This is a genomic window from Chryseobacterium sp. BIGb0232, from assembly GCF_024810195.1.
Lineage (GTDB): Bacteria > Bacteroidota > Bacteroidia > Flavobacteriales > Weeksellaceae > Chryseobacterium > Chryseobacterium pennae.
Map to the genome: position 1 here is coordinate 152508 of NZ_JANUEH010000012.1, position 13068 is coordinate 165575.

The following is a 13068-nucleotide window of genomic DNA, read 5'->3' on the forward strand; positions in this document are numbered from 1 at the left end:
CGGCTTATCAGGAATAATTATATTAGGTATTTTCTTATTGTTAGAAAGTTCAATAAATTTTTCATCACAGCCACCTTTCCTAAACAAAAATCTTGACTGTAATGACACACATTGTGAATTTACAATTTCTGAATAATTTAAAAAAGCTATTTTTTTATATATTCCGTATCTTTAATTGTATCTAAATTAGTCCTTATGTCTAGATTTAAAACATCAGCATATTTATCTTCGAAGGCAAATAGCAAATCTCACCTTTTCTGCAACCTGTTTGCCCCAGATACCCCAAAAGCCACTCTCCTCATCGTTCACGGCATGCAGGAACACAGCGGAAGATATGCTGAAATAGCAGAATATTTTGCCAATCACGGAATTGCAGTACTGACTTATGACCATCTAGGCCATGGCAAATCTGTAAAAGAGAAAAAGGATATCGGGTTCTTCCAGCTTGAAAAACCGGATGAAAGATTGATTGCTGATGCAGAAATGATGGCAGATCACCTTGCTGCACAATATCCGGATGTTCCCCATTTTATTTTGGGACATTCCATGGGATCATTTATTACGCGTTGTCTACTTCAGAAGGCCAGTCATAAATTTGCAGGGGCAATCATCACAGGAACTGGTGGACCTTTACCGGGAATTGCCCTATTAAGAGGATATTTATCTTTGGCTAATGCCATAGCTCCACGACATCGTACTTTTTTAAATTCTGTTTTTACCAAAGTAAACAATAAGCATTTTAAAGATGATAAAGACTTTGGTGATACAAGCTGGCTTAGTGTTAATCCTAAGAACAGAAAAAATTTCGAACAAGACGAGCTGTGTGGAATTCCTTTCACTCACAATGCTTTTTATACTCTGTTTACGGTTTATAAAAGAGCAACCTCAAGGGATTGGGCTACTGCTATTTCTCCGTCATTTCCTTTTCTGTTTGTAAGCGGACAGAATGATCCGATTGGTGATTTTAGTAAGGGAGTGATGGTTACTGTTAACAATTTAAAAGCTGATGGCTTTCAGGATGTAAATGTGAAGATCTATCCAGAAATGCGTCATGAGATTTTAAATGAGGAAATATGGGAGCAGGTACTGAACGGTATTTATGATTGGATCTTGAAACATTGTAAATAGGCTCTCGCAGATTATACAGATTTTGCTGATGCCTGTGGATATATTTGCAAGATCTGGGAGAACTTGTATGTACTGAGGTTGCTGCGCTGCGCTCGAAATGGTCACCATATTCAATAATTTTATATTTTTGAATCTCATGCTTTAAATAATGAACAGAATTGACCGACTGATTTCCGTGCTTACCACCCTGCAATCTAAAAAGTTTGTAACCGCTGATTATATTGCTGACAAATATGAAATCAGCATCAGAACGGTTTACAGGGATATTAAAGCTTTGGGTGAAATTGGAGTTCCTATTGATTATGAACCGCAGAAAGGCTATACCGTTTTGCAGGGCTTCTTTCTTCCTCCTGTTCTTCTGACCAGTGATGAAGCCAATGCTTTAATTATGATTTCCAAACTTTCTGAGCGTTATACAGACAAAACGATACAGAAGAATGTTGGCAATGCAATAGACAAGATAAAATCGGTCTTACGATATAGCGAGAAGGAAAAAGCTGATCAGTTACAGGAAAAGATCGGCATTTATGTTTCTCCTGATACCGACCATAGCAAGAATTATCTTACCATCATACAGAATGCTATTGTTGATAAGCAGATTTTAAAAATAAGCTATCTCAACAATTCAAACGAAGCCAGTGAAAGGGAAATTGAACCTATCGGTATGAGCTTTTACACTAACCAATGGCATCTGATTGCATGGTGCTGGAAGAGAAAGGAATACCGGGATTTTAAGGTTTTGCAGATTCAGAACTTGAAGAATACGGATCAGCCATTCAAAAAAGAGAAGCATTTTACCCTTGAGGAGTATATTAATTCTTTGGCGTAGTTTAGGATGGGAGCAGGAAGAGGGATGCTGGAAGTTTCTCCCAGGTGAATAACTTCTGAAAGCCTTTGTAATTATTCTTAAAAATAAACTGAATAAATAGCTACATACATCTACTCCCGACCTCCGGCTTCCACAACTTCCATCTCCCAGCACCCAACTACCTTTCAAATAAAAAAACAGACTGACATAGGGTTGACAGTTGCCTCATTTACCTTTGTCCAAAATATAATACAACATGGATAAAGTATACAAAAATTGCCAGAGCTGCGGGATGCCTCTGAAAAAATCACCCAACGGAGGCGGAACCAATACTGACGGTTCTATCAGCACAAAATATTGTGATTATTGCTATGAAAAAGGACAGTTCAAACAATCAAATATCACAGCACCGGAAATGCAGGAATTTGTAAAAAATAAAATGAAGGATATAGGGTTTCCCGGTTTTCTGGCCAGTTTATTTTCAAAAGGAATTCCTAAATTAGAACGCTGGAAAAATTAAAAATCAACACCATGACTATAGAAGAACTTTTTAAAGACAAGACTTCCAAAGCAAAGGAAAAAACAGAAATCATCAGCAAATGGATTATTGATACTTCTCTGCCAACAGATGAACTGATTGCTTTTGCTGAGAAAGCAAAAGACCCAGTAAAAGGGACCTGCATAGAAGCTATGGAATATGCTACCAAGCAAAATCCTAACCTGGCAGACGAAACCGTATTCACTTTTGTCACCAATACCCTTACTGAAAAAGCTCCCAGAATAAAATGGGAAAGCGCTAAAGTGATTGGTAACACCGCTCAGTTATTCCCTGAGAATCTGGACATGGCCATCACCAATCTGACAGCAAACACTGAGCATGAAGGAACTGTTGTCCGTTGGAGCGCTGCTTTTGCATTGGGAGAAATACTGAAACTGAAAACTCCACACAATAAGACTCTTCTTCCAGCACTTGAGAACATTAGTGAAAAAGAGGAAAAGAACAGCATCAAGAAAATTTATCTGGATGCGATTAAGAAAACAAAAAAATAATTTTTTGAATTGATAGATATAAAATATCCTGGAAACTATTTCCAGGATATTCTTTTTGTAGGTTTGGGCTAAAGCCCGCTCCTATTGAATTTATACAATATAATCTCTCGCTGATCTTGCAGATTACGCAGATTACACAGATAAAATAGATTCATGAGGATCTGCGAAATCCGTGAGAAATAAATTATTCCAGCATGACTTCCCTACCAATTCCAATCTCTTCAAGAAACACTTCATCATGCGAGATCACCAGCAGCGTCCCGCGATAATCTTTAATAGAGTTGGTCAGAATTTCTACATTCTGCAAATCCAGATTATTGGTAGGTTCATCAAGAATCATCATATCCGGAGCTTTATTACTGATGGAAAGCCCACAAAGAAGCAGTCTCAGCCGTTCTCCCCCACTTAAAACACCGCATTTTTTATCCCACATTTCCTTACTGAATAAAAAACGTGACAACAAGGTCTTCACTTCCGATTCCTGCAAAGTGCTGTCATTGAATGTTTGTACAAAATCATATAATGTGAGCTCATTATCAATCAATGAATATTCCTGATCGATATAAATACTGTTGAACTCAGTAATACTGATATTTCCGATGGAAGGTTTTATACTTCCCAAAAGAAGCTTTATCAAAGTAGTTTTTCCTGAACCATTGGAGCCTTTAATTGAAATTCTGTCTCCACTTCGTACTTCAAGATCAAGATTCTCTTTCCAGAGCTTTTTTTCACCATAGCTAAAGTTAATATACTCTGCTGTAATTAAAACCTTCCCGGAATGCAACCCGGAATCATTGAAATTAACCTTCATCTGATCAGAATTTCTTACAGAAGAACGCAAATCTCTCAAGTCTCCTGAAATACCACTGATCTTTTCCGTATGGACACTTTTCAGCTTTGAAGTATTTTTCTCAGCATTGTTCCGAAGCGTATTCATCATAATTCTGGCCACACCGGATTTTTCCTGTTTCTGTTTTCCTCTGGCATCAAGCTTTTGTTTTCGTTCCAGAGTTTCCCGTTCTTTTTCTTTTGCTTTTTTCAATGCCCGTTCTTTGGCATGAATATCATTTTGTAAAGCTTCATCCTCCACTTCCTTCTGCTCTGTGTAGAAATCATAATTTCCGCCATAGGTAGCAATTCCCTGATTACTTAGTTCAAAAATTGTATCGACAAGGTTCAGCAATGTCCGGTCATGGCTTACAATAACAACGGTAGCACTTACTTTTTCAATCAGGTCATACAGGAGTTTTCTTCCTTCCAGATCCAGATGATTGGTAGGTTCATCCAAAATAATAATCTCAGGCTGATTGATCTGAATTCCGGCAAGAAAAACCTTGGTCTTCTGTCCGCCACTTAATCCCTCTAGTTTTTGGTTTAAGTCAAAATCCTGAAGATTCCAATACTGTAGTGCATTCTGACAGCGTTCTTCAATATCCCAGTCGTCATTCAGCAGTTCAAAATATTGTTCATCCACTTCCCCACTTGTGATTTTTTCAAGGGCAAAAAGCTTTTGATCTATATTCAGACACTCTGCGATGGTTAAATGATTAAAATTTCCGAACATTTGGGGAACATAGAAAATTTCACCCTGAATGTTTATACTTCCCTCTAATGGCTGTATTTCATTTGCTATAATTTTCAGCATGGTAGATTTTCCCATGCCGTTGCTTCCTACCAAAGCTGATTTGGTATGAGATGGTACTGTTAAATTGATATGATTAAAAAGGAGATCTCCTCCCGGAAACCCAAAGGATATATTTTGCAGTAAAATCATGATTTCTTTCTTAATAAAGGTTAAACACCGGTAACTCATGGGCTACCGCTTCATTGAATCTGAAAGAAATTATATCCTACATGTCTGTATTTATGGGTTTGAAAGAACAAATATAGTATAAAACGGTGATTAAACACAAAAAGATTTTAATGAAAAATCTAAAATCCGTAACTTTGCCAACTACTAAAATTTTTTATGGAAAGTATTAAAGTTCACGACAAAACTTTCGTTCCTTATTTAAAGGATGCCGAAATTCAGGAAATTGTAAAAGAGACAGCATTAAGAATTTATGAAGATTACAAAGACGAAGTTCCTGTTTTCATTGGTGTTTTGAATGGGGTTATCATGTTCTTCTCAGATCTTTTAAAATATTATCCTGGGGAATGCGAAATCGCTTTCCTTCAAATGAGTTCTTACGTAGGAACTGAATCTACAGGGATTGTTTATCAAAAAATGGAACTGACAAAAGATGTAAAAGACCGTCACATTATTCTTGTAGAAGATATCGTTGATACAGGAAATACGGTTGAAAGTCTGTTCAAATATTTTCAGGAAACACAACGTCCTAAATCTGTAAAGTTGGCTAGTTTCTTACTGAAGCCTGAGATTTACAAGAAGGACTTCAAACTGGACTATATTGGAAGAGAGATTCCAAATAAATTTGTTCTTGGTTATGGATTGGATTACGATGAATTGGGAAGAAACCTACCTAATTTGTACCAATTAGAAGACGGACAAATTAATCATTAAATGCCTATAGCTATCAGCTACTGGCTTTTAGCTTTAAATATTAAATCGAAATAAAGTAAAATATTAACTAAATAAAGCTAAAAGCAAGAAGCAGTTGCCAATTGCCGGAAGCGAAACAACATTATGATAAACATTGTTCTGTTCGGCCCTCCAGGAAGTGGAAAAGGAACACAAGCTCAGAATCTAATCGAAAAATTCAACTTAAAACAGGTTTCAACAGGTGATCTTTTCAGATACAACATGAAAAATGACACCGAACTGGGAAAACTGGCTAAGTCTTACATCGATAAGGGAGAATTGGTTCCGGATCAGGTAACAACAGATATGCTGATTGATGAGATCAGAAAACCTACCGACACTAATGGTTTTATCTTTGATGGATATCCAAGAACTACTGCTCAGACAGAAGCGTTGGAAAAAATCGTTAAAGAAGAACTTAATGATGATATTGACATTTGTCTTTCATTAATCGTAGAGGATAAAATTTTGGTGGAAAGACTTCTGAAAAGAGGGGAAACCAGCGGAAGATCAGACGACAGCAATGTAGAGATCATTGAAAACAGAATTAAAGAATATTATACTAAAACAGCAGAAGTAGCCGAACTTTACAAGCAACAAGGTAAATATGTTGAAGTAAACGGTGTAGGTGAAATTAACGAAATTTCCCAGAAACTTTTCGCTGAGGTAGAGAAAATTAAATAATCGAGATTCGGGATACGGGATACGTATTTTTCGTCCCGTAGCTCGCAACTCGTAACAAATACTATATGTCTAACTTTGTAGATTACGTAAAAATCCATTGTAAAAGCGGACACGGAGGTGCTGGTTCTGCCCACCTTCGCCGTGAAAAGTATATTCCTAAAGGTGGTCCCGATGGTGGCGATGGAGGTCGCGGTGGACACGTCATTATGAGAGGAAATGCTCAGGAATGGACTTTACTTCCGCTTCGATACACCCGCCACATAAAAGCTGAGCGTGGTGAAAACGGAGCCAAAAACCAGCTTACCGGTGCTGATGGTTCTGATATTTATATTGATGTTCCTATTGGAACGATCGCTAAAAATGAAGAAGGAGAAATTATCGGCGAGATCCTTGAAGACAAGCAGGAAATCATTTTGATGGAAGGAGGAAAAGGAGGAAAAGGAAACGAATTCTTCAAATCTTCTACCAATCAAACTCCAAGATATGCTCAACCAGGAATGGATAGCCAGGAAGGCTATGTAGTCTTTGAGCTTAAAATTTTGGCCGATGTAGGATTGGTTGGATTCCCGAATGCCGGAAAATCTACACTTCTAGCTTCTGTTTCTGCAGCAAAGCCTAAAATTGCTAACTATGCCTTTACAACCCTGACTCCAAACCTTGGAATTGTGGATTACAGAAATTACAAATCATTTGTAATGGCCGATATTCCGGGAATTATTGAAGGAGCAGCAGAAGGAAAAGGATTAGGACACAGATTCCTGAGACATATTGAAAGAAACTCTATCCTGTTGTTTTTAATTCCTGCAGATTCTGAAGATCACTTCCAGGAATTTAAGGTATTGGAAAATGAATTAAAAGAATATAATCCTGAGCTTTTAGATAAAGATTTCATTATTTCTGTTTCAAAATCCGATCTTTTGGATGATGAACTTAAAAAGGAGATTGCAGCGGAGTTCCCGGAGAATAAACAGCCTTTATTCTTTTCAGGAGTTACCGGAGAAGGTCTTGTAGAACTGAAGGATGCTATCTGGAAACAGCTACACGGATAATTTCAGATTGAGAATTTGATTTAAAAAAATATTAATAAAGAGGAGCAGTTTTGTTCCTCTTTATTTTTTAGCCTTTAATGATACTCTTTTATTTTTCACCGCATGAAACCAATTTTATTTTCCGGATCTTTTAGATTGGAATGGTTATTGAAAGTGTCTAAAGAAATTGTAAGCTATGAAATATGTACTAGGCCTTTGTGCTTTTATATTTTTATTTTCCTGTACTTCTCAGAAAGTCAATTCAAAATATTCTAAAATAGAATATCAGGCCACCCCGTGTTTTGGGTTCTGCCCTGTCTTCACCATGACCATCAATCCGGACAGAACAGCAGTTTTTGAAGCGGAACATTTTAATTTCACCGATAAACCTTCAAAAGACGAATTCTCCAAGCCCAGAGAAGGAACTTTTAAAGGAACCATTAAAGAGGCAGATTACAATAAGCTCATCAGCTTACTGGACGGTTTAGAGGTAAAAAATTTAAATGACAAATACGGAGAAAAAAACATTACTGACTTACCTACCTCTTATTTAAGAATCAATTTTGCAGATGGTACTTCAAAAAATGTGGAAGATTATGGGAAACGGGGAAGCGAAAAGCTTTCAGAAATATATCACTTTTTTGAGGATCTGAGAAAGAGCCAACAATGGACCAAGGTGAAATAACCACTCATCTGATACAATAAATATAAATGGCTGCCTTAGATTAGGCAGCCATTCTTTATATAAAATAATCGTATTTATTTTTTAATAAACTGTTTTGTAACCGAACCTTTTTCAGTTGTAATATTGATAATCTCATTTAAGAAAAAGCCATTAACTATAATTAAATACATTCACCAATTAACAAATATGGGTATGAGCCTTATAATGAATTAATCAGGGCAGATAAAGCCTACTTCATCATTGTGAAAATCTTAATTTTTTTTAACCTACCTTTGCAAAATGTAATTCTTTCAAACAGAGGGAATTTTTTATTTAAAATTTTAAAATAATTCATTTGAATTTTACAGACTTAAACTTAATAGAACCTATTGCCAAGGCAATTCAGGAACAGGGATATACGACTCCAACACCCATTCAGGAAAGATCTATTCCTGATATTTTACAAGGCAGAGACTTTTTAGGCTGTGCACAGACAGGAACAGGAAAAACAGCAGCATTTGCTATTCCTATTTTACAGAATCTATCTAAAAATAAAATACCAAATAAAAATATTAAAGCTTTAATCCTTACGCCTACCAGAGAATTGGCGATCCAGATTGAAGAGAACATTAATGCTTATGGTAAATATCTTCCGCTAAAGGAACTTGTTATTTTCGGAGGAGTAAAACAGGGAAATCAGGAAGCTGCTTTAAAAAGAGGGGTTGACATTTTGGTGGCTACACCGGGAAGACTTCTTGACTTTATTGCTCAGGGTATTATCAGCTTAAGAAATCTTGAAATATTTGTTCTTGATGAAGCGGATAGAATGCTTGATATGGGATTTGTGCATGATGTAAAAAGAATCATCAAACTTTTACCACAAAAAAGACAGACTCTGTTCTTCTCTGCAACGATGCCCGTAGAGATTCAGAAACTGGCTAATTCCATTCTGAACAACCCGGTAAAAGTAGAGGTGACTCCGGTTTCTTCTACTGCAGATACCATTAAGCAATCCGTTTACTTTGTAGAAAAGGAAAACAAGCTAAATCTGTTATCTCATATCCTACAAAATGACATTTCAGACTCTGTATTGGTATTTTCCAGAACAAAGCACGGCGCTGATAAGATTGCAAGAAAACTTCAGCAGGACAATATCTCTGCTGAGGCGATTCATGGGAATAAATCTCAGAATGCAAGACAGAACGCCCTTAATAATTTTAAATCAGGAAAAACAAGGATTCTTGTCGCTACAGATATTGCAGCAAGAGGTATTGATATTGATGAATTAAAATTCGTGATCAATTTTGAGCTTTCTGATGTTTCTGAAACGTATGTACACAGAATCGGAAGAACAGGAAGAGCGGGAGCTGAAGGATCTTCTATATCTTTTGTAGATGGTCTTGATCTTACGAACCTGAAAAACACAGAAAAGCTGATTGGAAAGAAAATTCCTGTCATCAAAAATCACCCGTTCCATACGGATAATCTTATAGCTCAGAAAAGAGATTCTAATAACAAACCGGCTTCTGCGGGTACCGACAGGCCCAGAATTTCTAATAACAGTAACAATTCCAGACCAAATAAAAAGAAACCGGCTGGAGGAGCTTCGGTTGGGTTTAAAAAACCTAAGAACAAAAATTTCACCAGAAAAAAATAAATAGTAAACCCCCTTTCAAAATGAGAGGGGTTTATTTTTTATTGAGGTTAATCTATTGCGTCTGATTCTTTCCGCTTTGTGTAGCAATATCCGATAATACAGAAAGGCAAACAGGCTGCTAAATATGTGGTAGAAAAGAAATTACTCTGAAAAGAAAATCCTAAAATCAGATATTTCTCAGTCACAAAGCTTACCATCACTAAAAAAGTGATATAAGCTGAAAAATAAAACACCATTTCTATTCTTTTAGCATACAATGAGGAAATGATTGCCAGTACAATGAAAAATAGCATCACGTATTTGTTACTTTGTCCCTGGAGTGTTAAGGGGTTATAGTGTAACAAGTGATCAAGGCTTTTGGCAGGCAGAAAGACCGTTGCTAGTAATATTCCTACTGTTAGTAAAAAACTTATCCCAAACTTTATTCTCTTTTCCCAGCGAGTCAGTAAAAAAGGTCTTAACAGAAAAATAATTAATGGAATAATCACTACACTTCTTGTAAGACACAGAATGCCTATACTTACTCCCAGCAGAAGAGGTTTCTGAAAATAATCATGTTTAAATCTACTATGCCATAAGAGCATAAACGCAGCAACAGCAATAAAAGAAGCAATAAAATCACTTTTACAGACCACATCATAAATATAGGCCAACGATACTCCCAGCATCAATACTGCTATAAACCGAATGAAATTGCTTTTAAATTCCAGGCAGATCGTATATGAAAAGAGTAAAAAAGCACCCACCTGAAGGTATCCTACATTTCCTAAAAAATAAAATATACTGGAAATAAGCAGCTGCCCCGGAAGGTAAGAGGACAGATTCCCCATAAAGTTCGGAGTATCATAAATATATTTTCCTTTGATCCAGTATTCTAAAGAAAACTCTAAAGTCTGCCATCTGTCTATATTCATTTTGTAAGGATCTTTCATCACATGGCACATGGCAATATAAGCAACAGCAATGCATCCTATCAGGATATAAACCAGTTTTGCCGACATTATTTTCTTAAACCCCGACCATTTCCCTAAAAAAAACATCACTGCGTTTCCTACAGCGAAAACAGCCACTAAAATACTGAGAGGTATAAAAGACTGCCTGATCCCATACTTTGTCAGGAATAAAAGATTAATAACAAAATAAACAGCAAACAGGATAATACTATTGAGCCGGTTATCTTTTACAAACTTTAGAATTCCATTCATTATACCTCGGTTTTAAAAAGATTCCGTGCATTTTCGGTAGTGATTCTGTCTATTTCAGAGAAGTCTTTACCGTAAATATTTACCAGCTTTCCGGCTACCAGATCAAGATATGAACTTTCATTTCTTTTTCCTCTGTGCGGAACCGGAGCTAAATAAGGAGAATCTGTCTCCAATACGATTTTATCTAAAGGGATTTCGCTCAGAAACTGGTCTATTTTTCCGTTTTTGAAGGTCACTACTCCACCGATCCCCAAGATAAAATTCAGGTCTATTGCGTGCTGTGCCTGCTCCAGATTTCCGGAAAAGCAATGAAAAATTCCTCTTAATTTAGGATGTTTCTTTCTTTCCAGCACCTCGAATGTTTCATCAAAGCTTTCTCTGGTATGAATAACGATAGGAAGGTCTTTTTCTATCGCCCAGTCGATTTGCTGTTCAAAAGCTTTTACCTGAATGTCCAGGGTTGTTTTATCCCAGTACAGATCAATACCGATCTCTCCTATTGCCGGAAAATGCCTTTGGTCAAGATAACTTTTAACGATCTCAAGCTCTTTCTCCCAGGATTCAGGCTTTACATAACAAGGATGTAACCCCATCATTGAAAAAATCTGTCCCGGATATTCTGCTTCCAGTTCAAGCATTTTCCCATGGGATTCGGAATCAATTGCCGGAAGATAAAACTCCGTAATTCCTTTATCTAAAGCTCTCTGAATGGCTTCTTTTCTGTCTTCATCAAATTCTTCTGCGTATAAATGGGTATGTGTATCAATCATTTTTTATAATTTTAACAGATCTTCATAGGGATTTTCCAGATGCATCAGTATTCCGAATGCCGGTTCTGTTTTGATTCCCTGTTTCTTAAGCTCTATTATTTTTTGTTTAAAATCTTCTCCTTTTTCCTGTAATATTTTGTGTTCAGCAACCATATGCCGATAAGCATTCTGTTCTATTGGAGGCTTATTCTGACCGAAAATCTCAATAGAAAATTCTTCCAGCATAAAGTTCAGTGTAATACTTTCTTCTTCGTTTATAATCATTTTTTCAACGAAAACTCTTATATCGGCGGGTATAAGTTCTGTGAACATAATCTCCTTTAAAAAGTCTTCTTCAAATCTCAGATCCACCTCACAGATAATATCCAGATCACTGTTTTCAACATCAATTTCAATCGGAATTGTTCCTGCTAGTAGTGGAGAATATTTACTCAGCTTTTCAAAGATCTTATATTGAGTAAGGACTTCATAGGCTCTTTTTTGTCTTCCGTTTCCCAACTTTAAGTATTCAATCTCCGTAAAGTCAATCATTTGAATATTGTATGTTTTACTTTTGTACGCTGATTTTCTATTCTCTGATCCAGTTTCTCCCTGAATTCTATAAACTTAGGATCTTTCACATCATTGGTTTTGTGTTCCAACGCTCTCATGATCTTAAAGTTTTCTTTGATAAAGTCTTTGGTTTCCCCTGAAAAATAAGAGTCTCCAAACTTATCAAAAATATAATTAACGGCCTGGGCACTCGGATGAATCATATCTTCTTTATAGAAACGGTAATCTCTCAGATCATCCATCAAAATCTCATAAACCGGAAGATAATGACAGTCTTCAAACATAGATATAGACTCATGAATGGCTGTAATCAGCTTAGATTTACTCAGCTGATTCTCCACCATTCCGTCTTTGGTATGCCTTACCGGCGAAACAGAAAACAGAATCTGAACTCCTTCTTTACAGATATCTTTAAGCTCCAGAATGGTATTGTAAATAGAACCTGTAAGCTCCTGATGGGAAAGCAGCCTTTTTTCAAAAAACTTCTGTGGAATCTTATGGCAATTGGCTACTAATTTATTCTTGGGTACGAATTCGTAAATGAAGGAAGATCCATAGGTAATAATGATCCAGTCTGCTTCCTGTAGAAAGGCATTTCCTTCTTCAATGGCTCCATTGATCTTATCCAACGTCTGGTGAATATATCTTGTATCAAAGCTTGTATGGTGATCCAGCGAGATATATTCTTCATTATAGACAATCAGCTCTTCCTCTACATAAAACTCCGAATCATGGAGTCTTTTTACTGCATTATTGATAGAAAAGGGGTTAAAAATCGTCCCAAAAGGATTGTTGAGGGTCTGAAGCTGGCCCTCTTTCAACAGTTCTGTCATTTCAGAGGCAAAGCAGGAACCGATTGAAAATATTCTGTCTTCAATCTCAATCTTTTTCTCTGATTTCGGAATATCGACTTCTGTTCTGAATTTCATTGTATAGATTTTAGGTGGCAGGTAATAGGCAGCAGGCAACTCTGCGACCTA

The 13068-nt window shown here is 36.5% G+C and carries 14 protein-coding genes; 9 read left to right on the plus strand and 5 right to left on the minus strand.

Features of this window, described 5'->3' with window-relative positions; genetic code table 11:
- The first annotated feature begins 195 nt into the window (after positions 1–195).
- The 4 genes from M2372_RS21440 (at position 196) to M2372_RS21455 (ending at position 2986) form a co-directional block, all read left to right on the plus strand.
- The gene (locus tag M2372_RS21440; protein WP_123321223.1) at positions 196–1128 is read left to right on the plus strand and encodes an alpha/beta fold hydrolase; all 933 of its coding nucleotides are present in this window, start codon (positions 196–198) and stop codon (positions 1126–1128) included.
- Between the two features lie 148 nt (positions 1129–1276).
- Entirely contained in the window at positions 1277–1957 is a 681-nt protein-coding gene (locus M2372_RS21445; RefSeq protein ID WP_123321222.1) for a YafY family protein, read from the plus strand.
- A 235-nt stretch (positions 1958–2192) separates the two neighbouring features.
- The gene (locus M2372_RS21450; protein ID WP_115973530.1) at positions 2193–2456 is read left to right on the plus strand and encodes a zinc ribbon domain-containing protein; all 264 of its coding nucleotides are present in this window, start codon (positions 2193–2195) and stop codon (positions 2454–2456) included.
- Between the two features lie 11 nt (positions 2457–2467).
- Entirely contained in the window at positions 2468–2986 is a 519-nt protein-coding gene (locus M2372_RS21455; RefSeq protein ID WP_123321221.1) for a HEAT repeat domain-containing protein, read from the plus strand.
- 184 nt (positions 2987–3170) lie between these two features.
- Here M2372_RS21455 and M2372_RS21460 read toward each other — a convergent pair whose 3' ends face one another.
- Entirely contained in the window at positions 3171–4760 is a 1590-nt protein-coding gene (locus tag M2372_RS21460; RefSeq protein WP_123321220.1) for an ABC-F family ATP-binding cassette domain-containing protein, read from the minus strand.
- A 195-nt stretch (positions 4761–4955) separates the two neighbouring features.
- Here M2372_RS21460 and M2372_RS21465 point away from each other — a divergent pair, with 195 nt between their 5' ends.
- The 5 genes from M2372_RS21465 (at position 4956) to M2372_RS21485 (ending at position 9561) form a co-directional block, all read left to right on the plus strand.
- Entirely contained in the window at positions 4956–5510 is a 555-nt protein-coding gene (locus M2372_RS21465) for a phosphoribosyltransferase (protein WP_115973526.1), read from the plus strand.
- A 123-nt stretch (positions 5511–5633) separates the two neighbouring features.
- A complete protein-coding gene (locus M2372_RS21470) occupies positions 5634–6212 on the plus strand; it encodes an adenylate kinase (RefSeq protein ID WP_115973525.1) in 579 nt (192 codons plus the stop codon).
- Positions 6213–6277: 65 nt separating this feature from the next.
- Positions 6278–7261 (plus strand): GTPase ObgE, encoded by a 984-nt coding sequence (gene obgE, locus M2372_RS21475; protein WP_115973524.1) that lies wholly within the window; start codon positions 6278–6280, stop codon positions 7259–7261.
- 175 nt (positions 7262–7436) lie between these two features.
- Positions 7437–7925 carry a DUF6438 domain-containing protein gene (locus tag M2372_RS21480; RefSeq protein WP_123321219.1) on the plus strand — a complete coding sequence of 163 codons (489 nt, stop codon included), beginning with the start codon at positions 7437–7439 and terminating at the stop codon, positions 7923–7925.
- A gap of 334 nt (positions 7926–8259) precedes the next feature.
- On the plus strand, positions 8260–9561 hold the full coding sequence (locus M2372_RS21485) for a DEAD/DEAH box helicase (RefSeq protein ID WP_115973522.1): 1302 nt from the start codon (positions 8260–8262) through the stop codon (positions 9559–9561).
- A gap of 47 nt (positions 9562–9608) precedes the next feature.
- On the opposite strand, the gene M2372_RS21490 is transcribed toward M2372_RS21485, so the two are convergent.
- Genes M2372_RS21490 through M2372_RS21505 form a run of 4 tightly spaced genes read right to left on the minus strand, consistent with a single transcriptional unit; the run spans position 9609 to position 13017 of the window.
- Positions 9609–10766 (minus strand): hypothetical protein, encoded by a 1158-nt coding sequence (locus tag M2372_RS21490; RefSeq protein WP_123321218.1) that lies wholly within the window; start codon positions 10764–10766, stop codon positions 9609–9611.
- Positions 10766–11536, minus strand: coding sequence for a TatD family hydrolase (locus M2372_RS21495; protein WP_123321217.1), 771 nt, complete (start codon positions 11534–11536; stop codon positions 10766–10768). Before M2372_RS21495 ends, M2372_RS21490 begins: the two co-directional genes overlap by 1 nt.
- 3 nt (positions 11537–11539) lie before the next feature.
- Positions 11540–12067: a DUF4269 domain-containing protein gene (locus tag M2372_RS21500; protein ID WP_123321216.1), complete on the minus strand. Its 528-nt coding sequence runs from the start codon at positions 12065–12067 to the stop codon at positions 11540–11542.
- Positions 12064–13017: a GSCFA domain-containing protein gene (locus M2372_RS21505; protein WP_123321215.1), complete on the minus strand. Its 954-nt coding sequence runs from the start codon at positions 13015–13017 to the stop codon at positions 12064–12066. The genes M2372_RS21500 and M2372_RS21505 overlap by 4 nt, the downstream gene beginning before the upstream one ends.
- Between the last annotated feature and the right edge of the window lie 51 nt (positions 13018–13068).

What these genes read in the sequence shown, in the direction of transcription:
- M2372_RS21470 (WP_115973525.1), top strand. Translation starts at nt 5,634, where the DNA reads ATGATAAACATTGTTCTGTTCGGCCCTCCAGGAAGTGGAAAAGGAACA.
- M2372_RS21490 (WP_123321218.1), bottom strand. Translation starts at nt 10,766, where the DNA reads ATGAATGGAATTCTAAAGTTTGTAAAAGATAACCGGCTCAATAGTATT.
- M2372_RS21455 (WP_123321221.1), top strand. Translation starts at nt 2,468, where the DNA reads ATGACTATAGAAGAACTTTTTAAAGACAAGACTTCCAAAGCAAAGGAA.
- M2372_RS21460 (WP_123321220.1), bottom strand. Translation starts at nt 4,760, where the DNA reads ATGATTTTACTGCAAAATATATCCTTTGGGTTTCCGGGAGGAGATCTC.
- M2372_RS21440 (WP_123321223.1), top strand. Translation starts at nt 196, where the DNA reads ATGTCTAGATTTAAAACATCAGCATATTTATCTTCGAAGGCAAATAGC.
- M2372_RS21495 (WP_123321217.1), bottom strand. Translation starts at nt 11,536, where the DNA reads ATGATTGATACACATACCCATTTATACGCAGAAGAATTTGATGAAGAC.
- M2372_RS21465 (WP_115973526.1), top strand. Translation starts at nt 4,956, where the DNA reads ATGGAAAGTATTAAAGTTCACGACAAAACTTTCGTTCCTTATTTAAAG.
- M2372_RS21480 (WP_123321219.1), top strand. Translation starts at nt 7,437, where the DNA reads ATGAAATATGTACTAGGCCTTTGTGCTTTTATATTTTTATTTTCCTGT.
- obgE (WP_115973524.1), top strand. Translation starts at nt 6,278, where the DNA reads ATGTCTAACTTTGTAGATTACGTAAAAATCCATTGTAAAAGCGGACAC.
- M2372_RS21505 (WP_123321215.1), bottom strand. Translation starts at nt 13,017, where the DNA reads ATGAAATTCAGAACAGAAGTCGATATTCCGAAATCAGAGAAAAAGATT.
- M2372_RS21450 (WP_115973530.1), top strand. Translation starts at nt 2,193, where the DNA reads ATGGATAAAGTATACAAAAATTGCCAGAGCTGCGGGATGCCTCTGAAA.
- M2372_RS21500 (WP_123321216.1), bottom strand. Translation starts at nt 12,067, where the DNA reads ATGATTGACTTTACGGAGATTGAATACTTAAAGTTGGGAAACGGAAGA.
- M2372_RS21445 (WP_123321222.1), top strand. Translation starts at nt 1,277, where the DNA reads ATGAACAGAATTGACCGACTGATTTCCGTGCTTACCACCCTGCAATCT.